The sequence below is a fragment of the Streptomyces misionensis genome (genome assembly GCF_007896895.1).
Classification (GTDB): Bacteria; Actinomycetota; Actinomycetes; order Streptomycetales; family Streptomycetaceae; genus Streptomyces; species Streptomyces misionensis_A.
This window is the reverse complement of sequence record NZ_VOGW01000148.1, coordinates 39,217-57,048: the sequence shown is the minus strand read 5'-3', so window position 1 is coordinate 57,048 and position 17,832 is coordinate 39,217. Positions and strand designations below refer to the sequence as shown.

Sequence of the window (17,832 nt, the reverse complement as noted above, 5' to 3'; positions counted from 1 at the left end):
GCGGTGGAAGGGGTGCAGCAGGTCGGACAGGTGCCAGTGGTGGTCCCCGGCCGGGCCGGCGGCCCCCTCGCCCGCGGCGGGCACCGGCGGCACCTCGACCGGGCCGGCCTGCGGCGCGATGGGGTGGTGGTGCGCCTGCGCGCCACGCACCGACGAGACCTGCCCGGCGCGCATGATGCGCACCACATGGCCGTCGCAGTTCTGGCAGCTGGGCCGGCGCAGCGGCGACGGCACGATCCGGCCGTCGGCCACGTACACCACGAACTCCTGCCCGTCGGCGTCCGTGTGGTGCTCTATCGCGTACGACTGCTCCCAGCCGTGCCCGCACCTCATGCAGGCGAAGGAATACGACTCGTGGACGACGGCTGTGGCCGTACCGCGGAGGCCGGTCCGCCCTGCGATCTCACTCATGCCAGCTCCTCTTGTCCGCTGGACAAGCCCCCCTGTGCGGGGTCTCTTCGACCAGTGGACGCCTTCGCCGACGCGAATGCAGCAGGGCTGTCGAGTGTTGGAGGCGATTTGATCCGCCCTTGCCGAAAAGGCCCCGTCCGGGCCTTTCCGCTTTGCTTTCGGCGACAGCCCTTTACCGCCCCGTGGGCTGCTCGCTCACCCGAGAAGTCCCCTGCTCAGAGGGCACTTTTTACCTTGCGCCGCTTCCGGAACGAGCGTCCCTCAACCGGCGGAACGCTTCGCTGCGACGACCGCGTCGAAGACGACCCTCTTGGGAAGTCCCGCCTCCACCGCCACCGCCGCGATCGCCTCTTTGCGGCGTTCGCCGGCCTCCTCGCGCACCCGCACCCGGCGCACCAGTTCCTCCGCGTCCAGCTCCTCCGGGCCGGTCTCGGGAGCGCCCTCGACCACCACGGTGATCTCGCCGCGCACTCCCTGCGCCGCCCAGCTCGCCAGCTCGGCCAGCGGGCCGCGGCGGACCTCCTCGTAGGTCTTGGTCAGCTCCCGGCACACCGCGGCCCGCCGCTCGGCGCCGAAGACCTCCGCCATCGCGGCGAGGGTGTCGTCGAGCCGGTGCGGGGCCTCGAAGTAGACCAGTGTGCGCCGCTCGGCCGCGACCTCCCGCAGCCGGGACAGCCGCTCGCCCGCCTTGCGCGGCAGGAAGCCCTCGAAGCAGAACCGGTCCACGGGCAGCCCGGACAGGGCGAGCGCGGTGAGCACGGCGGACGGTCCGGGCACCGCGGTCACCCGGATGTCCTTCTCCACGGCGGCCGCTACCAGCCGGTACCCGGGGTCGGAGACCGACGGCATGCCGGCGTCCGTGACGAGCAGCACGCGCGCCCCGCCGAGCAGCTCCTCGACCAGTTCGGGGGTGCGCGCGGACTCGTTGCCCTCGAAGTACGACACCACCCGGCCACCGGGCGTGACGCCGAGGGCCTGGGTGAGCCGGCGCAGCCGCCGGGTGTCCTCGGCGGCGACCACGTCCGCGGCGGTCAGTTCTTCGGCCAGCCGGGGCGGCGCGTCCGCGATGTCGCCGATGGGGGTTCCTGCGAGGACAAGGGTTCCAGTCACGCCCCCATCCTCGCAGGGGTCCGGAAGCCGGAGGAAAACGACCGCTTCGCGGCCCGCGCCGCGCATGCACGGGACTCCCACAGCCCGGTTCCCTACGATGGCGCGGTGACCAGTACCGCGTCCTCCATGGATCTCCGGCAGGGCCAGGCGCCGCACGACCGGCGGCCGCCGTGGCAGCAGCGGCTGCGCCGATTCGGGTACGCACCGGCGAAGGACGCGCCCGCGGGCGACGTACGGGACCGGCTGGTGCCGCCGTACACGCAGCCGAGTCCCCGGCTGTGGCGGTCGCTCGGCCTGCCGCCCCTTCTGGCCGAACGGATCACCCGCTGGTCGGGCTGGGGCGGGCCGCTGCTGGTGACGCTGGTGGCGGGCCTGATGCGGTTCTGGAACCTGGGCAGTCCGCGGGCGGTGATATTCGACGAGACGTACTACGCCAAGGACGCGTGGGCGCTGGTCCACCGCGGTTTCGAGGTCAACTGGGACAAGAACGCCAACGACCTGGTCCTCCAGACGCACGGCCATCTCGCGATCCCGTCGGACGCGGCCTACGTGGTGCACCCGCCGGTCGGCAAGTACGTGATCGGCCTCGGCGAGCTGATGTTCGGGTTCGACCCGTTCGGCTGGCGGTTCATGACCGCGCTGCTCGGCACGCTGAGCGTGCTGATGCTGTGCCGGATCGGGCGCCGGCTGTTCCGCTCGACGTTCCTGGGCTGTCTCGCGGGCGCGCTGATGGCGGTGGACGGGCTGCACTTCGTGATGAGCCGCACCTCGCTGCTCGACGGCGTGCTGATGTTCTTCGTGCTGGCCGCGTTCGGCTGTCTGCTGCTGGACCGGGACCGGTCACGGGGCAGACTGGCCGCCGCGCTGCCCGCCGACCCGGACGGCCGGGTCCGCCCGGACGAGCGCGTCGCCGACACCCTCCGGCTGGGCCTGCGGCCCTGGCGCTGGGCGGCCGGGCTGATGCTGGGCCTGGCCGCGGGCACGAAGTGGAACGGCCTGTACGTCATGGTCGCCTTCTGTGTGCTGGCGGTGCTGTGGGACGTCGGCGCCCGCAAGGTGGCCGGGGCCCGGCACCCGTACCGGGCGGTGCTGAAGTACGACACCGGGATCACCTTCCTGGCGACGGTCCCGGTGGCCATCGCGGTCTACGTGCTGTCCTGGCTGGGCTGGATCCTCTCCCCCACGGACGGCAGCGGCGGCTACTTCCGCAACTGGGCGGTCACCGACGGCCGGGGCGGCAGCTGGACCTTCCTGCCGGACTGGGTGCGCAGCCTGTGGCACTACGAGCACGAGGTGTACGAGTTCCACCTGCACCTGGACTCCCCGCACACCTACCAGTCCAACCCGTGGAGCTGGCTGGTCCTGGGCCGCCCGGTGTCGTACTTCTACGAGTCCCCCTCCCCCGGCGCCGACGGCTGCCCGGCCGGCGCGGGGCAGAAGTGCGCCCGCGAGGTGCTGGCGCTGGGCACCCCGCTGCTGTGGTGGGCCGCCTGCTTCGCGATCGTCTACATCCTGTGGCGCTGGGCGTTCCGCCGCGACTGGCGGGCCGGCGCCATCGCCTGCGGCATCGCGGCGGGCTACCTGCCCTGGTTCCTCTACCAGGAGCGGACGATCTTCTTCTTCTACGCGATCGTCTTCGTGCCGTTCCTGTGCCTGGCGGTGGCCATGCTGATCGGCGCGATCATCGGCCCACCGGGCTCCGGCGACACCCGCCGCGTGGTCGGCGCCACCTCGGCCGGCGTCCTGGTCCTGCTGATCGCCTGGAACTTCATCTACTTCTGGCCCCTGTACACCGGCACGGCGATCCCGATCGACCAGTGGCGGGCGCGGATGTGGCTGGACACGTGGGTGTAGCTGGAAAGACACGCTACGAGGGCACGGCCGCCGACCGTGCCCTCGTAGTTGTTGTTGGTCGTTGGCGGTCATAGCTGGCCGCCCTCGGACGGCCCAGGCACGGCCCAGAGGTGGCCCACGGCAGATTTACAGCGGGCTCAGCCCATGCCCTGCGGCCTGCGACTTCCCTCTATCACCTCGGTGCCGGGGGACACCTGGGGGACACGCGCAGATTCGGCCCGCCGTGATCGGGCTCGGCCGCGGCCTACTGACGCCAGCGTTCCCGGTGGTGGCGGACGCAGTCCAGATCGATCACGTGCCGAGGGTCGATTCGCAACGTGCCGGCAGGCTGGCCGCCGCGGATCACCGTCAGGTCGTCTTCGATGACGATGGCGCCGGCGTCGAGCATCACGTGGCAGTTCGGGCACAAGCAGAGGACGTTGCCGGTCGTGTCAGGGCCGTTGTGAGGAGCCCCGAGGGCTCGGATGTGAGCCCCTTCGCTGTAGCTACCGCCGGGGACCTCGATGCGCAGGTCGCAGATCTGGCACCGATTGTCGTGCCACTCCTTGACCTGCCGCTTCACGGCGCTGCTCCGAACGATGCGCTGCACGGTCGAGGTGACGCGCTCGGGGGTCTCGTTCCCCGTGACGGCAGCCTCCCCCTCTCCAGGCGCGCTCAGAAGCTCCGCCTGTTGCGTCGTCTGGGGCGTGGGCGTGGGCGTGTCGTCATAGGCTTCGAGGCGGAACTGCCAGATCAGGAAGCCATCGATGCCGAGCTTGCTGCCGTAGTTGGTGACCCGGTACAGACCGTCGTACCGGTACCCGGCCGCCGGGGCATAGGGGGTGCCAGCCTGGTAGCCGCGCAGGACGCGGACAGGCAGTCCTTCGAGGTAGCTCGTCACGAGCGCTGCGTTGCCGGAGTCATCCAAGGTCTGGTCACTCACCTGGTTGCCGGCACCGTCCTGGCCACCGTGGCCGGTGTAGACGATGACGTCTCCGTAGTCCTCATCATCCTTGTAGCCGCCGGACACGACGATGGACTCTGCACCAGTCTTCTTCGTCCCGCAGATGCCCGCCTGCAAGGGCCTGTGAACACCCGCCTCGTGCGCCTGCCGACGCGTGCTGAACTCCTGGCCCGCTTCAACATTGGGTACGTCACCGATCATGGCCACAGCCTGACACGCGGCACTGACACTTCCGCAGCGGTTTTCAAGGCCGTACCGGCCGTGATCCACGGCGAGCGGGGGGAACTGCGCAGGCAGATAGACACAGACCCTTGCCGTCCAGACCTCGTCCAGAGTGGCGACGATGCCAGCGCTTCGCCGTTGCCGAACGGCACCGGCCAGGGCCGGGCTGCATGAGGCCTCCGAACCGGCTGCATCTCCTTTGCCGTCAGCCGCCCCGACCACGCGCCGCGTCGGACGCGACCCCACCCCTCGGTATCGTCAGCCCCACTCACAGAGTCGAACACATGTCCGAAAATGTGAGCCTTGGAATCATCTGTGGAATATTTGACGGGCCTTCTGCAACCTGCCATGCTGATCACGTGCCTAACGGGATGCCCATGGACAGGGCTTCGTGTGTGCGGCTGCTTCAGCCCCATCAGGACCGGTTCGACCAGTGCTTCCGCAACGCGTGGGAGCGCTGGAAGGAGTGGCTTAAGAAGCTGGACGGCTCGCCTGCCGACGTGTCGCCTCGCACCCGAGCAAACGCGCTCTACGACTTCATTAAGGCCGAAGCCGTGACGCAGTTTCTTGGGATCGAGCATGTGCGGGTTCGAGAGGAGCGTGGATTTCTCATAATTCAAATCCATGACCGTCTCGCAATTCGCTTCAAGAAGTTCCGGGGTAGCAAGCTGAGGACCAGCGGAATACCTACTAGCCAGGCTCGTGCTTTCCAAGTGCAGGCTCTTGAATTTGACAGCGAAATAGAACCGATGACCCACCTGGTTGCCGGATACTTGCTGGACAAGTTCGAGGTCGACCTGGAAAAGCTTGCGATAACGTGCACTATCGATGGCGAGCACCTTTGGGCACCCATCGAAATCATCCCGGATACGGGAGAGAGCGGAGTCACAATTCCGATGTCCACTGCTCCTACAGACGGGCCGAGGCCAGTCATCCGCAGCACGCGGAAGGCACCGGCGGAGGAGACAAGCGAGAACAAATGAGCATCAATCCGCGCATGCTAGTTCTGGCGCGGGAGGCGCAGGGTCTTACGCAACAAGATCTTGCTAAGGCTACTGGGTTGGCGCAGTCGACTCTCAGCAAGGCTGAGAATGGGCTGCGCCCCTTGCCTGAGGCGGACGTGTCTCAAGTGGCGAAGGTATTGCGAGTAACGCCCGAGCTGCTGACTTGGCAAGAGGAAATTTACGGCTTCGGAAGCGCCAGCTTCTTCCACCGTAAGCAGCAGAGCCTTTCCCAAAGGACTCTGCGTAAGATCCAAGCCCGTGTGAACCTACTTCGCATGCGGCTAGTACGTCTTAGTGACGGCATTGCAGTAGACACGTCACTTACTATCCCGCGAATCGATATTGACGATGTTGGCACGGCGGCCGAGGTGGCTCGCCGTGTTCGTGCTGCCTGGCGACTGCCTATGGGGCCCGTACCCAACCTGGTCAATATCGTCGAGGCCGCAGGTGGCACCGTGTTGCTCCGCGACTTCGAAACTCACCGCATTAATGCGATCAGCGTGTGGCATCCGGGAGCTGGACCGCTATTCGTTCTAAATAGCACTCTAAGCCCAGAAAGGCAGCGATTTGTACTCGCGCACGAGATCGGGCATATGGTTATGCACGAAGGGGAACCGCCCCGCGAGACAGCGGAAAAGGAAGCGGACTCCTTCGCTGAAGAACTACTGATGCCAGCCGCCGAGATCGCCAAAGATCTGGGCGGCATTGACGTTCGAAAAGCGGCAGCACTTAAGCCGTATTGGCGAGTGCCGATGCAATCGCTGATCATTAGGGCCGAACACTTGGGGATCATCTCACAAGCTCGCTCCCGCAGCCTTCATGCCTACATGAACAAGGCTGGGTATCTAGCGAGCGAACCGGCCCCCATCCAGCGGGAAGAGCCACAGATTTACAAGGAGATGCTCCGGATTCACGTCGAAGAGCATGAATACTCGACGGGCGAGCTGTCTCAAGTGACTGGAATGATTGAAGAAGATCTCGAAGCAGAGATCAGCACTCCGAGCCGCAATGGGCTACGTCTGGTGCGGTAGCGCGGCGGGCTTAAGGCACTGACGAGCAATAACCTCTGAAGCCCCTGCCGCCCAGGTGGCAGGGGCTTCAGAGGTTGTCGTCAGGAGCCCCATGCAGGCTACGCTTGCTCACTCTCCACCAGCGCTGGGCTAGCCGACCAGAGATCCGGAGCCTTCGGGCCTCGGAGGCTAGGCACTTCCGCGCTGACTCGGAACGGCGATGTATAGCTGTCGGATTCCGTGCAGAGCAGCGTGGAACGCAGCCGCGATCTCACGTGCTTTCGCTTCCGTCTCGATCGACCGCATAGAGATGTAGGCGCATTCACCCGGGATTCGTGGGGCGTCAACCAGCCGCGAAGCACCGCCCGCATAGGGCAGGGGCGCGATGCTGGTCCAGCATCGTCCTCCGAAGTACGTGGCTGTTGATGTCAGGCATTGATGTCAGCGTGCCGTCTCATCTTCGCTGGTCAAGCTGCCCTTACCGTCTGCCTCCACTCGCTGGTGTGGCACGTCGCGGAGAGTCATGGCATCCCCGTGGGACCCGCCACACGGGCCGACAGGCAAAAGGTCATCGGGCAGGACTATCGCTCCCGCCCGGCGCTGAGCGAGCCACCCTGAGCGCCTTTGGGAAGGCGCCTCGGTGCGTACGTGCTCGAACCCCAACCGTTCGTAGTAGGCGTGCAGCCCGGTGTTCGTGCGCCAGGTGTCGATGCGCACCCAGTTCCGCCCTTCCAGGGCAGCGAGGCGGGACATCCAGTCGATGAGCCGCGTTCCGAGCTGCCGACCAGACGCCTCACGAGCAACGATCAACTTGTAGAGGTACAAGGCGGTCTCGGGTCGATCGGCATCGGTCCAGAAGTCCCGGTCGACAGGGCCACGGCTCACGGTGGCGAGTACGTCGCCCCGCTCACCAATGACGACCCATGCCCGTCCCTCGTCTATGCTCGCGCGCCACTTCGAAATGGCGCGTTCGCCGGTCTCTGGGTCGCTCCACTGGTCGGTTCCCTTGGTGCGCAGCCACCCTTCGGCTTCTGCTCGCAGGTCCAGTAGGGCGGGTACATCCTCCGCCGCTGCGGGGCGAAGGTACTCAGTCCGTGCTGACTTCATAGAGGATCTTGTGCCTGTCTCCGGGGAGGATGGTGACCATGCAGCGGAGAGGGCGATCATCCGCGTCATAGCCCGTTCGGGTGTGCTCTGCGACTGGAGTAGCTGCGGGAAGGCCAAGTTGCTCCGCTTCCTGGTGAGTCGGCATACGGACTGAAATCTCGTCCACGTACTTGGTCTGCACGAGTCCCACGGAGGCGAGAACCCCGCCGGGGGCGGAGACATCCCGGGGCTCCATCAACGGCGTGCCAGACACGAGTTCCTGAGGGAAGTACGAGTCGGCGAGCGCATAGGGCCGGTTGTCTATGTACCGGACGCGCTTGCGCGCCACGGCCAATCCGTCTGCGGGGAGCCCAAGGCGTTCTCGGACGTGAGGCGGGGGCACAACGATGGACACCGAGATCTCTTGGCGGGGAGCGTTTCCGTTCTCGGCGATCGCGCTCGCCCACTGGTCTCCAGCCGTTCGCCCTTCCACCGCGTTGGCGTGACGGCTCCGACTCTCCAACGTCGTCCAGTTCCACACGACAGGGGGGTAGTCCTCGCGGATGTACTTGCCCTGTCCCTGCCCGGCGACGACCAAGCCTTCCTCGATCAGGAGGCGTACGCCGGCACGGATGGTCTCGCGGCTGTAGCCGTACTGACTCATCATCTTGGATTCGCTGGGCAGCGCCATGCCTGGTGTCAGCCTGCCAGACCGAATCTGTTCTCGCAGGTCATAGGCGATTTCCTGCGCCTTCGTCATGCCACGTCGTACTGCCAAGGCAACCCCTCTGTCCGACTCCTCCGTACAAGTTAGACCAGGGGGCTTGACTCTCCAAGCCCGACTCGGGCAATCTCTTGCCACGGCACTCCTCCAGACAAGTCGGATGGGGTGGCACGTACGGCTTTGCTGTACAAGCACGCCTGGAGGAAAGCCCCAGCTCAGATGGGGTGAGTACGAAGGAAGCGCAGGTTCTTTGACAACTGAATGGGGATCACGCCGCCTCTCCTCGGCCAAGTAGGCGGCCACACGGGGTCCCCGTGTGAGGTACAGCGCGACTCAATCTCCGCGGCATCGCTGCGGCCGGTTGCCTCCGCTGCTCGTCTCGTACGAGCAGCGCTGAGGGGAGCCGGGACCGCCCACGGGGCGGCCGGGCCCGTCCACTCACGACACCCAGGGAGTTCGGATGTTCGGCAAGAAGCAGGAGTCGAAGGCTTCCGACCTGACCAGCGCGGATGCCTTCGCCAAGGGCCAGAAGATCTACGACCGCATGGAGCGCGGCGAGTGCAAGGACGTCACGTCGGAGCTGCACTCCGAGTTCGGCACGAAGCCCAAGAACGGCTGACCACACCCGCCCACTCACAGAACGGCGCGCGCCCCCGGAGCGGCAACTCCGGGGGCGCTGTTCGGGCCGCTTCACCTTCGAGGGAGACCACGACCCAATGAGTCACATCGTCACTGTTCAGGACGCTGTTACCGCGTTCGCCGACTGGATCGAGCCGACCAGCGCGGAGCTGGACGCGATCGAGGAGGAGATGCCGCTGATCCTGGCGGACGTCGACCTGCTGGACGCGCAGATCACCACCCTGGACCGCACGCCGAGCGAGCTGGACGCCCGCCGCATCCGCCGGGCCCGTCGCCGGGTCCTGGCGGAGCGGGCGGCGCTGGCGAACCGCACCGCCGCGGCCAGCCTGCCGGGGGGTGCCGCATGAGCACCACGACCGGACAGACCCTGACGGCCGCGCACGCCGAGGTGAGGGCGGAGATCTCGCGGACGGACAGCAAGACCAGTCTTCTCCTCGCCTTCGTCGGCGCCGTGCTGGCCGGCGGGTGGAGCGTCGGTAGCGGCCTCCACCTCACCGGGCCCGCCCGCCTGGTCGGCGGCGCCGGTATGGGGCTGCTTCTGGTGGCGGCCGGGCTGCTGCTGTGGTCGGTCCGCCCCCACCTGGGCGGCCGGCACGGCTTCCCGCTGTGGGCCACCCTCACCCCCGAGCAGATCACCGACGCCCTCTCCCAGGACCTCGCCGCCGACATCGCGGGCCTGTCCCGCCTCGCCGTGCGGAAGTTCGCCGGTCTGCGCCGCGCGGTCGACCTCACCCTGGCCGGCGGCGCCCTGCTCGTCCTCGCCGCCGTGCTCACCTTCGGGGGTGCGGCGTGAAGTGCAGCGCGCGTCTGACGAACAGCTTCTGCGGTGAGTGGGAGGTGTACGTCGTCACCGGCGGGATGAGCATGGACTGGCCCGAGCACCCCTTCGAGCGCACCGGGCCGGTGCCGACCTTGCAGGAGCGGGTGGAGGCGCTGGCCCTGCTCGGCTACCGCGTCGCGGACAGCGCCGAGTGGGAGTGGCAGGAACTCCCCAGCGGGGTCATGGACCGCGTGGAGCTGCTGGCGTCGGTGGACGTCGAGCCGATGGGCGGTGCGGCGTGACCGATCTGCTGACCATGGTGTCGGCGGCCGGGCCGCTGGCCGGTGGGTGGGGTGTCCACGGGCTGTGGATGCGCCGCCGGTTGTCGGCCGCGCGCCGGGACCTGCTGTCGGGGCTGTGGACCCGGGCCCCGTTCGAACGGAGGGCGGCCCGGGTGCTGGCCCGCCGCCCGCACACGGCGGTTGTGCTGGTCGACCTCGACGGGTTCAAGGCCCTCAACGACACCTTCGGGCACGCCGCCGGCGATGAGGCGATCCGTGCCACCGCTGCGAGTCTGAATGACGCACTCGCCGAGAAGCGGGGGGCTGTTGCGGCCCGGCTGGGCGGGGACGAGTTCGCCGCCGTCGTGCCGCTGGAGGAGCCGTTCACGCTGCCGTGGTTGCTGAACGCACTGCACGGCGCGATCACCTCCCCGTTCACCTACGGGGGCCGTGACCTCACCGTCGGCGCCTCCATCGGCGCCGCCCTGTCCAGCGACCTCACCGAGAAGGCCCGCCCGGCCGGCGCGGCGATGCTGCCGGTGCTGCTGCGCCTGGCCGATGAGGCCATGTACGTGGCCAAACGCGCCGGCGGGGGCTGGAACTACCCCGGCGCCAGCGAGCCACGCTGCACGACGACCGCCGGACGGCGCACCGGACGCCCCGGCACCCACGCCCCTCACCACAGGGAGGCGGCGTGAAAGCCAAGACCGCACTGCCCGCCGTCACGATGACGGCGGTGTCCATGGTGCTGACCCTGGCCGTGGTGGTGATGTGGCTGGGGGCGGCGGTGCCGTGGCCGGTCGCCCTGGTCGTCGGTCTCGGGATCGACGGCGGCTGGCTGGCCACCCTCGCCTACGAACGCCGCCTCGCCGCGCAGGGCGACCACAGCAACACCGTGACCGGTGTCGGCTGGGGCTTCGGCCTGATCGCAACCGGTGTCCTCGTCGCACACGCCCTCACCGCCGACGGTCACGCCGCGGCGTGGCTGGCGGTGGCGTGGCTGCCCGTCGCGGCGAAGGCGCTGTGGCTGGTCCACGGGCTGTGGGAGCGCACCGCGCTGACCCCGACCGCGCTGGACGCGATCCGCGGCATTCAACAGGAGGCCCGCGACGAGGCGGCCGTAGCCCGCGCCCGGCTTCGTGCGGAGGCGGCCACCGAGGAGACCCGGCTGACGGCCGTGACGGGGGCCGGGGCACGCGTCGCACGCGTCCAGGCCGAGACCGCACAGACCCTCGCCGAGGCGTGGTCGACGCTGGAGCGGGCCCGTGCGGGCGAGGAGACCGGCAGGGCGCTGACCAGCGTGACGGGCCGCGTCACACCCGGTGTCACACCCCGCTGGGAACTCCCGGTGTGGGGCCCGCTGGAGCCCGTGGCGGCGCCCGCGCTGGAGGGGCCCGCCCTCTCGGACGCGGAACTGGACGCGCTGGTGGATGAGATCCGTACCAGCCGCACCCCGCCCTTGTCCTACCGGGAGATGGCCGCCCGGTTCCGCGCGGCCGGCCACTCCGCATCCGAGGTCCGCCTGCGGGCGGCGTGGAAGCGCGTCGCCTGATGGCCGCGCTGCCCGTCTACCGGTGGCGGCTCGCCCCGGACGGCTACGCCACCCGCCGACAGCTCCGCGCCCGCGGGCTGCGGCCGGGTGGCCAGCCGGTGGCGGCCCAGCTCGAACGCCCGCGCCGCCGGCGCGGGCCGCTGGTCGCCTACCTCTACCGCCTCGACCTCGCCAAGCCCGTCCGCCCGATGACCCCGGCCCGGCGGGCGGCCCTGGCCAAGGCCAACCGCGCCCGCCGCATCTGCCCCGCCTGCGGTCGTGATGCGGGCTATGTCATCCCCTCCGCGTTCGGCATGTGTGTGCCGTGCGCCTTTCCCGAAGGAAGTTCGGATGGAATCGCTGCCTGACGTGCCCCGGGTCGTGCAACTCCCGGACGGCACCTTCACCTACACCGACCACCTTCCCGCCGCACCGCAGCAGTACAGCGGCCCGCAGATCGTCCATCAGCACGTACACCAGGCGCCGCCGGACCGCACGGTGCAGCGCATCGCGCTCGGTTCCGGGGTCGGCGCCGGCGCGGTCGCCGCCGGGGTGTACTTCGGGCCGCTGCTGGTCGGGGTGCTCACCGCGATGGCCGCCAACCTCGCCCTGCTCGCCCTGATCGCGGCCGTCTGCGCCTGGGGCGTCGTCACGGTCGTCCGCTCGGTGGGTGGCGAGGACGGCAAGCGCGCCGCCGAGACCGTGCGCCGCGCCCGCGGCCGCCGCTGACGGCTGCCTGCGGTCCCCGGGCACCTCGTGCCCGGGGGCTGTGGGGAGCCGGACAGTCCGGCCCGGAACGGAGACCCCGTGAGCAGCAACGAGCCCCGCCTCACCGTCGGCGAGAAGGCCGAACTGGCCTGGCTGGTCGCCCGGATGGCCAAGCGCGGCATGGCCGACGACCGGCAGTTCGGCGGCCGAGTGGACCAGAGCGACCTTCAGCGCAAGTTCGACCGGGTCCTTGAGCGGGCCCGCAAGCGCGAAGAGCGCGACAGCAAGGGCAAGTAGCAACGCCCCGGGGGCGGTCGTCCCGGCCAAGGAAACAGGCCGCCCCCGGGCCACCCACCACCCGTGAGAGCAGCAGGAGTACCCAGCATGACGGAGACCACCACGGGCCCGCACCTGCGCCCCGTACCCGACACCACCCCCGACCCCGACGACGCTCCGATGGCGCCCGCCCCGGTCGACAACCCGGCACTGCCGGACCCCAAAATGACCATCGAGAAGCGCAAGCCGGTCCTCGCCGGATGGCTCACCAACAAGCGTGACTTCGTCGCCACCGCCCGCCACACCGGCGCGAACGTCGGCTACGCCGCCCTCTACCACGGGGTGCGCGTGCCGGTGTATGCCGGGCGCCTCGCCCTCATGGCACCGAGGGGCGCGTGCCGGTTCGTCGCCGTCACCAACCGGTGGGTGTGGGACCGGGAGGCCGCACCCCTGCGAGCGTTCGCGGTGCGCACCGAGGACGTCGAGGAGTACATGCGCCTGGCCCGGCTCCGCGCCGGCCGTATCCGGCTGCGCGGCCTGGTCACGCTGGTCGCGGCCGTGTTCGGGATCGGGTTTGCCCTCTACCTGTACGTCCTCGCCCCCGCCTACCTCTACGCGTTCGCCGCCGGCGGTGTGCTGTTGCTCGGCCTCGGTGGGCAGCAGCCCGACGCCCCCGTGGTTGGCCCGGCGGTGCTGAAGACGGAGGTGCAGAAGCTCACCGGGTCCATCGTGCTGCGCGGACTCGACTCCATCGGGAACGCGAAGATCAGCGCCGCTATCAAGAAGGGCGGCGACATGAACGGGCTGCGGTTCGTCTCGGAGATCGTCCGTGACGGGCCTGGCTACCGTGCCGACCTCGACCTGCCCTACGGCGTCACCCCCGAGGACATCATGGAGGCCCGCAAGCCGCTGGCGTCCGGTCTGCGGCGCAAGACCGGTTGTGTGTGGCCCTCCCCCGACCCTGAGCAGCACGAGGGACGACTCGTGCTGTGGGTGGGGGACAAGCCGATGAACGAGACCACCAAGCCTGCGTGGCCGCTGGCCAAGTCTGGGACGGTGGACCTGTTCCGGCCGGTGGTGTTCGGCAACGATCAGCGCATGCGCGACGTCGCGGTGACGCTCATGTTCGCCTCGGTCGTGGTCGGGTCCATCCCCCGTATGGGCAAGACGTTCCTGATGCGGCTGTTCCTGCTGATCGCCGCCTTGGACCCGCGGGCCGAAGTCCACGCGTTCGACTTCAAGGGCACCGGCGACTTCGGCGCCCTGGAACCCATCTGCCACCGCTACCGCGCCGGCGAGGAAGACGAGGACATCGAATACGTCCTCCACACCCTGCGGGAACTGAAGGACGAGCTGCGCCGCCGGGCGAAGGTCATCAAGTCCCTGCCCCGCACCCGGTGCCCGGAGTCCAAGGTCACCCCCGAACTCGCCGGGGACAAGAGCCTCGGACTCCACCCGATCGTGGTCGGCTTCGACGAGTGCCAGGTCCCGTTCGAGCACGAGGAACACGGCAAGGAGATCGAGGCCATCTGCACCGACCTGGTCAAGCGCGGCCCCGCCCTCGGGATCGTGGCCATGTTCGGCACCCAGCGCCCCGACGCCAAGTCCCTGCCCACCGGCATCAGCGCCAACGCCGTGCTCCGCTTCTGCCTCAAGGTCATGGGACAGCCCGCCAACGACATGGTGCTCGGCACGTCCATGTACAAGTCCGGGTACCGCGCGACGATGTTCTCCCGCTCGGACCGGGGCATCTGCTGGATGGCCGGCGAGGGAGATGACCCCCGCATCGTCGCGTCCGCGTTCGTGGACGCGGTCGCCGCCGAACGCATCGTCGCCCGCGCCCGCAAGGTGCGCGAGGACTACGGCAACATCACCGGCCACGCCATCGGCAAGGGCCCCGAGACCACCGGCACCGGCTCCGACATCCTCGCCGACGTCCTCGACGTCATCGCCGGCGACGAGAAGGCCGTGTGGTGCGAGCGCATCGCCGCCCGCCTCACCGCCGCCCACCCCGACACCTACGCCGGATGGCAGGGCGAGAACGTTACCGCCGCCCTCAAGCCCTGGGGCATCAAGCCGGGACAGGTGTGGGGCACCACCGACGACGGAGAGGGCGCCAACCGGCGGGGCATCAAGCGCACCGACATCACCGCCGCGATTACACGCCGTAACGCCGATCGGGCCGCCGCCTAGCCCGAGCAGCGCTGCTAGACCTAGCAGCCCCGCCCGCTAGGTCTAGCAGCCCCACTAGCAACCTACGGGGCCGCTGATCAGCGAACTAGCGTCTAGCGGCCCACCTGCGAAAACCCCCTTGAGACCGCCCCGAGAAGGGAAGTGAGCCCCCGTGGCGCTCGCTAGCCTCGCCGCCCTGCTGCTCGCCGCCGGTTACGCAGTGTTGTGTGCGGTCCGGCCGTTCGCCCCCTGCCGGAAGTGCACCGGCACCGGCGTCCGGCTCACCCGCCGCGACAAGGTCAAGCTCTGCCGCCGCTGCCACGGACAGCGCTACCGGCTCCGCCTCGGCCGCCGCCTGCTCAACACCGGCCGCGCCATCCACCACGCCGGCACCCGCCGCCCCCACCGCTACGACACCGACGAGGAGATCACCCCGTGGCCGTGACCATCTCCCTCGTCGCCCTCTTCGGACTCGTCCTGTTCTTCCTGCTGCGCAACAACAGCCTCAGCGCCGGCGCCGCCTTCGTCGCCGTCATGTTCGGGTTCTTCCTCGCCTCCACCGGCGCCGCCGGACCCCTCAACCACCTCACCACCGCCGTCGTCCACACCATACCCACCCCGTGAGGAGAGGCAGCGTGTTCGAGATCCGCGTCATCTGCGACCCGGCCGACACCGACCGCATCACCACCGCGCTCAACACCGCGTTCGCCACCGGCGCCGTGCGCGCCCGCCCGACCCGGGACGGCAACCGCACCCGGCTCTACACCACCGCCGATCACTACCCCGACCCGCAGCCCTTCCCGGCCCCGGAAGCGGCCTACGCGCTCGCGCCCAGCATCATCAGCGAACTCGGCTGGACCACCCACGCCATCGCCACGGCCGGGTGCTTCACCGAGCTGGAACGGGACTACTACCTGCGTAAAGCCGCCCTGCTCGACCGCATCGCACTGCTCGACGAGCCCGACACCCTCGGCGACGGCGACGGCGACGCCACCGAGACCGCGCTCGCGGCGGCCCTGATGCTGCTCGACACCGACCGCGCACACCTCGCCCCGCACCTTGTGGACCAGGCCGAGAAGGACCCGCGCGGTTACGTCCGCCAGCAGTACGCCCAGCACGTCCGCTGCGTGTGCGACGACTTCGGCGAGGGGGACTGCCTGCTGCACCCCGACCCCGACCACTAGCAACGCCGAGGGCGGCCCCCTCTCGCCAAAGACCGGGGCCGCCCTCGTTCCACCCATCCAACTGAACAGTGGAGGTCTCCCAGCATGACCCATCCGACCGTCATCGGGCGAGTGCTCGCCCTTCCGGGACCGTTCCGGGTGTTGGACGCCTACTCGTGCATCGGGGGCGGCACCGAGGGGGCGGCAGCATGAGCGCGACGCCCGAAGTCCTGCGGGTTGCCCTCGCCCTCGCGGCGGCCGGCGTCCCGGTCCTGCCCCTGCGGGCGGGCAAGGTCCCGTTCGGTAACTGCCGTTCCTGCACGGGCCGCCCGCCCCGGTGTGGCGGGCGGCCGAACATGAAGGCGGCGGGACCCTGCCGGTGTCTCGCGCCGTGCCACGCGTGGGCCGCCTCGACCATTGACCCGCACGTTCTCACCTCACCGGTGTGGGCGCCGGTGTGGCGTGAGGCGGTGGCCGTCGCCTACCACCCCGGCGGCGCCGGGCTGACGGTGGTCGACCTGGACAACGCGGCGGCCGTCGAATGGGCCCGAGAGGCCCTGCCCGCCACCCGGACCGTGCCGACGGCGCGGGGCGAACACTGGGTCTACCGGGGCACGATGCAGTCCGCCAACGGCGTCCGGCCCGGCGTCGACATCAAGTCCGCGATGCAGTACGCCCGTTGGCTCGGCCCCGGAACCGGCCGTATGACCGTTCTCCCGGCGGCCGTGCGCGCCCTGGTGGAGAAGGAAGACACCACCCCCGCCCGGGGGGAGGTGGCCTCTTCTCTCCCCGCCCGCGCCACGTGGGGCCGGTCGGTGGCCACCGGGTGCCGCCACACCGAGCGCTACGTCCGTACCGGCCTGGAACGCGGCCTCGCCCTCGTACGGGCCCGCACCGAATCCGGCGCCGGCTCACAGGCGTTCGGCGTCGCCCGGTTCCTCGCCGCACAACACACCGGCTGCCCCGGGCCGTGCGGACTCGTGGCCATCGGCGAGGAGATCGTGGCCGCTGCCGTCTCTGTGGGCGTCCCGGAGCCCTACGCCCGCCGCGCGGTTACCAACGGCCTTGAGACGGCTGTGGAGCGCGCGGCATGAACAAAGCACCACGAAACCCCGCGAACGGCCCTCAGGGCGCCGTACAGGGCCCGCCACGGCCAACCGTGGGCGAACCGAAGGGCGCCGCCCGCAAGGGCGTCCATATCGCTGTTGGTTCTGACCCGCAGACGGTCACTGTCACCGGCATCACTCCGGGACTTCAGATCCAGTGTCAGGGCATCGCCGTCGCGGACTGGCTCTGCACCTGCGGGCAGCACGAACGTGCGCGAGGCCGCGCGGCCGTCATCCGGCTCACCGGCCGCGCTGCCGTCGGGGTTTGCCCGCACACCCCCACCGCCGAAGGGAAGGCCGCATGAGTGCGCCGATCCGGCACGTGGTGATGATGAGCGGCGGGATCGGTTCATGGGCCACGGCCAAGCGCGTCGTCGACCAGTACGGCCCTGACGAGGTCGTGCTGCTGTTCGCGGACACCAAGGTCGAAGACCCGGACCTGTACCGGTTCCTTGACGATGCTGCGGCCAGCCTCGGGGCGCGCCTGGTCAAGATTGCCGACGGCCGCACCCCGTGGGAGGTCTTCCGGGACCGGCGGATCATCGGCAACAGCCGCATAGCCCCGTGCAGCCAGTACCTGAAGCAGATTCCCTGCCGCAAGTGGCTGGAGGAACACACGGAGCCCGCCGTGTGCACCGTCTACGTCGGCATCGACTGGACCGAGACGCACCGGCTACCCGCGATCGTGGCGGCCTACCAGCCGTGGACGGCGCTGGCACCGCTATGTGAGCGGCCGTACCTCGACAAGGAAGACCTGCTGCGCAACGCCGAAGCGGTCGGCTTACGCCCGCCGCGCCTGTACGCGCAGGGCTTCCCGCACAACAACTGCGGC

Annotated in this window: 22 protein-coding genes; 17 read left to right on the top strand and 5 right to left on the bottom strand. The window is 69.4% G+C overall.

What is annotated here, in order from left to right; translation table 11 throughout:
- Both FRZ03_RS25240 and rsmI read right to left on the bottom strand, forming a co-directional pair.
- Window positions 1–411 (bottom strand): hypothetical protein (locus FRZ03_RS25240; protein WP_146467428.1); only part of this gene is annotated, 411 nt, incomplete at its 3' end.
- 261 nt (window positions 412–672) lie between these two features.
- Window positions 673–1,521 (bottom strand): 16S rRNA (cytidine(1402)-2'-O)-methyltransferase, encoded by an 849-nt coding sequence (gene rsmI / locus FRZ03_RS25235; RefSeq protein WP_146467427.1) that lies wholly within the window; start codon window positions 1,519–1,521, stop codon window positions 673–675.
- Between the two features lie 105 nt (window positions 1,522–1,626).
- Between rsmI and FRZ03_RS25230 the strand changes: the two genes are divergently transcribed.
- On the top strand, window positions 1,627–3,375 hold the full coding sequence (locus tag FRZ03_RS25230) for a dolichyl-phosphate-mannose--protein mannosyltransferase (protein ID WP_186785605.1): 1,749 nt from the start codon (window positions 1,627–1,629) through the stop codon (window positions 3,373–3,375).
- Between the two features lie 244 nt (window positions 3,376–3,619).
- On the opposite strand, the gene FRZ03_RS25225 is transcribed toward FRZ03_RS25230, so the two are convergent.
- Entirely contained in the window at window positions 3,620–4,519 is a 900-nt protein-coding gene (locus FRZ03_RS25225; RefSeq protein ID WP_146467426.1) for a YDG/SRA domain-containing protein, read from the bottom strand.
- A 305-nt stretch (window positions 4,520–4,824) separates the two neighbouring features.
- Here FRZ03_RS25225 and FRZ03_RS25220 point away from each other — a divergent pair, with 305 nt between their 5' ends.
- Together FRZ03_RS25220 and FRZ03_RS25215 are read left to right on the top strand one after the other, a co-directional pair.
- Window positions 4,825–5,523 carry a hypothetical protein gene (locus tag FRZ03_RS25220; protein ID WP_146467425.1) on the top strand — a complete coding sequence of 233 codons (699 nt, stop codon included), beginning with the start codon at window positions 4,825–4,827 and terminating at the stop codon, window positions 5,521–5,523.
- On the top strand, window positions 5,520–6,575 hold the full coding sequence (locus FRZ03_RS25215) for an ImmA/IrrE family metallo-endopeptidase (protein WP_146467424.1): 1,056 nt from the start codon (window positions 5,520–5,522) through the stop codon (window positions 6,573–6,575). Before FRZ03_RS25220 ends, FRZ03_RS25215 begins: the two co-directional genes overlap by 4 nt.
- Before the next feature lie 420 nt (window positions 6,576–6,995).
- Here the strand turns inward: FRZ03_RS25215 and FRZ03_RS25210 are convergent, their stop codons facing one another.
- Complete coding sequence (locus FRZ03_RS25210; RefSeq protein ID WP_146467423.1) at window positions 6,996–7,661, bottom strand: GNAT family N-acetyltransferase; 666 nt, start codon at window positions 7,659–7,661, stop codon at window positions 6,996–6,998.
- Window positions 7,642–8,400 (bottom strand): GntR family transcriptional regulator, encoded by a 759-nt coding sequence (locus tag FRZ03_RS25205; RefSeq protein ID WP_146467422.1) that lies wholly within the window; start codon window positions 8,398–8,400, stop codon window positions 7,642–7,644. The genes FRZ03_RS25210 and FRZ03_RS25205 overlap by 20 nt, the downstream gene beginning before the upstream one ends.
- A 424-nt stretch (window positions 8,401–8,824) precedes the next feature.
- On the opposite strand from FRZ03_RS25205, the gene FRZ03_RS39320 reads away from it, so the two are divergent.
- The 14 genes from FRZ03_RS39320 to FRZ03_RS25135 all read left to right on the top strand — a co-directional run bounded on the left by FRZ03_RS39320 (window position 8,825) and on the right by FRZ03_RS25135 (window position 16,988).
- Window positions 8,825–8,983, top strand: a complete 159-nt coding sequence (locus FRZ03_RS39320; RefSeq protein ID WP_186785604.1) for a hypothetical protein — start codon at window positions 8,825–8,827, stop codon at window positions 8,981–8,983.
- Window positions 8,984–9,080: 97 nt separating this feature from the next.
- Complete coding sequence (locus FRZ03_RS25200; RefSeq protein ID WP_146467421.1) at window positions 9,081–9,350, top strand: DUF6284 family protein; 270 nt, start codon at window positions 9,081–9,083, stop codon at window positions 9,348–9,350.
- A complete protein-coding gene (locus FRZ03_RS25195; RefSeq protein WP_146467420.1) occupies window positions 9,347–9,796 on the top strand; it encodes a Pycsar system effector family protein in 450 nt (149 codons plus the stop codon). The genes FRZ03_RS25200 and FRZ03_RS25195 overlap by 4 nt, the downstream gene beginning before the upstream one ends.
- On the top strand, window positions 9,793–10,065 hold the full coding sequence (locus FRZ03_RS25190) for a DUF6303 family protein (protein ID WP_146467419.1): 273 nt from the start codon (window positions 9,793–9,795) through the stop codon (window positions 10,063–10,065). The genes FRZ03_RS25195 and FRZ03_RS25190 overlap by 4 nt, the downstream gene beginning before the upstream one ends.
- Window positions 10,062–10,742 (top strand): GGDEF domain-containing protein, encoded by a 681-nt coding sequence (locus FRZ03_RS25185; protein ID WP_261399334.1) that lies wholly within the window; start codon window positions 10,062–10,064, stop codon window positions 10,740–10,742. Before FRZ03_RS25190 ends, FRZ03_RS25185 begins: the two co-directional genes overlap by 4 nt.
- Window positions 10,739–11,596 carry a protein spdB gene (locus tag FRZ03_RS25180; RefSeq protein ID WP_146467418.1) on the top strand — a complete coding sequence of 286 codons (858 nt, stop codon included), beginning with the start codon at window positions 10,739–10,741 and terminating at the stop codon, window positions 11,594–11,596. The genes FRZ03_RS25185 and FRZ03_RS25180 overlap by 4 nt, the downstream gene beginning before the upstream one ends.
- On the top strand, window positions 11,596–11,943 hold the full coding sequence (locus FRZ03_RS25175; RefSeq protein ID WP_146467435.1) for an RRQRL motif-containing zinc-binding protein: 348 nt from the start codon (window positions 11,596–11,598) through the stop codon (window positions 11,941–11,943). The genes FRZ03_RS25180 and FRZ03_RS25175 overlap by 1 nt, the downstream gene beginning before the upstream one ends.
- The gene (locus FRZ03_RS25170; RefSeq protein WP_146467417.1) at window positions 11,927–12,304 is read left to right on the top strand and encodes a DUF6251 family protein; all 378 of its coding nucleotides are present in this window, start codon (window positions 11,927–11,929) and stop codon (window positions 12,302–12,304) included. Before FRZ03_RS25175 ends, FRZ03_RS25170 begins: the two co-directional genes overlap by 17 nt.
- A 78-nt stretch (window positions 12,305–12,382) precedes the next feature.
- Window positions 12,383–12,580: a DUF6257 family protein gene (locus FRZ03_RS25165; protein ID WP_146467416.1), complete on the top strand. Its 198-nt coding sequence runs from the start codon at window positions 12,383–12,385 to the stop codon at window positions 12,578–12,580.
- Between the two features lie 87 nt (window positions 12,581–12,667).
- Window positions 12,668–14,752: an FtsK/SpoIIIE domain-containing protein gene (locus FRZ03_RS25160; protein ID WP_146467415.1), complete on the top strand. Its 2,085-nt coding sequence runs from the start codon at window positions 12,668–12,670 to the stop codon at window positions 14,750–14,752.
- Between the two features lie 151 nt (window positions 14,753–14,903).
- A complete protein-coding gene (locus FRZ03_RS25155) occupies window positions 14,904–15,176 on the top strand; it encodes a hypothetical protein (RefSeq protein WP_146467414.1) in 273 nt (90 codons plus the stop codon).
- Window positions 15,167–15,355 (top strand): hypothetical protein, encoded by a 189-nt coding sequence (locus FRZ03_RS25150; RefSeq protein WP_146467413.1) that lies wholly within the window; start codon window positions 15,167–15,169, stop codon window positions 15,353–15,355. Before FRZ03_RS25155 ends, FRZ03_RS25150 begins: the two co-directional genes overlap by 10 nt.
- 11 nt (window positions 15,356–15,366) lie before the next feature.
- Window positions 15,367–15,915, top strand: a complete 549-nt coding sequence (locus FRZ03_RS25145; protein ID WP_146467412.1) for a hypothetical protein — start codon at window positions 15,367–15,369, stop codon at window positions 15,913–15,915.
- 188 nt (window positions 15,916–16,103) lie between these two features.
- Complete coding sequence (locus tag FRZ03_RS25135; protein ID WP_146467411.1) at window positions 16,104–16,988, top strand: bifunctional DNA primase/polymerase; 885 nt, start codon at window positions 16,104–16,106, stop codon at window positions 16,986–16,988.
- Window positions 16,989–17,832: the final 844 nt, after the last annotated feature.

Bases quoted from the DNA above. Each gene is read 5' to 3' on its own strand.
- FRZ03_RS25225 (WP_146467426.1), bottom strand. From the start codon at position 4,519: ATGATCGGTGACGTACCCAATGTTGAAGCGGGCCAGGAGTTCAGCACG.
- FRZ03_RS25220 (WP_146467425.1), top strand. From the start codon at position 4,825: ATGTCCGAAAATGTGAGCCTTGGAATCATCTGTGGAATATTTGACGGG.
- FRZ03_RS25215 (WP_146467424.1), top strand. From the start codon at position 5,520: ATGAGCATCAATCCGCGCATGCTAGTTCTGGCGCGGGAGGCGCAGGGT.
- FRZ03_RS25210 (WP_146467423.1), bottom strand. From the start codon at position 7,661: ATGAAGTCAGCACGGACTGAGTACCTTCGCCCCGCAGCGGCGGAGGAT.
- FRZ03_RS25205 (WP_146467422.1), bottom strand. From the start codon at position 8,400: ATGACGAAGGCGCAGGAAATCGCCTATGACCTGCGAGAACAGATTCGG.
- FRZ03_RS39320 (WP_186785604.1), top strand. From the start codon at position 8,825: ATGTTCGGCAAGAAGCAGGAGTCGAAGGCTTCCGACCTGACCAGCGCG.
- FRZ03_RS25200 (WP_146467421.1), top strand. From the start codon at position 9,081: ATGAGTCACATCGTCACTGTTCAGGACGCTGTTACCGCGTTCGCCGAC.
- FRZ03_RS25195 (WP_146467420.1), top strand. From the start codon at position 9,347: ATGAGCACCACGACCGGACAGACCCTGACGGCCGCGCACGCCGAGGTG.
- FRZ03_RS25175 (WP_146467435.1), top strand. From the start codon at position 11,596: ATGGCCGCGCTGCCCGTCTACCGGTGGCGGCTCGCCCCGGACGGCTAC.
- FRZ03_RS25170 (WP_146467417.1), top strand. From the start codon at position 11,927: ATGGAATCGCTGCCTGACGTGCCCCGGGTCGTGCAACTCCCGGACGGC.
- FRZ03_RS25160 (WP_146467415.1), top strand. From the start codon at position 12,668: ATGACGGAGACCACCACGGGCCCGCACCTGCGCCCCGTACCCGACACC.
- FRZ03_RS25135 (WP_146467411.1), top strand. From the start codon at position 16,104: ATGAGCGCGACGCCCGAAGTCCTGCGGGTTGCCCTCGCCCTCGCGGCG.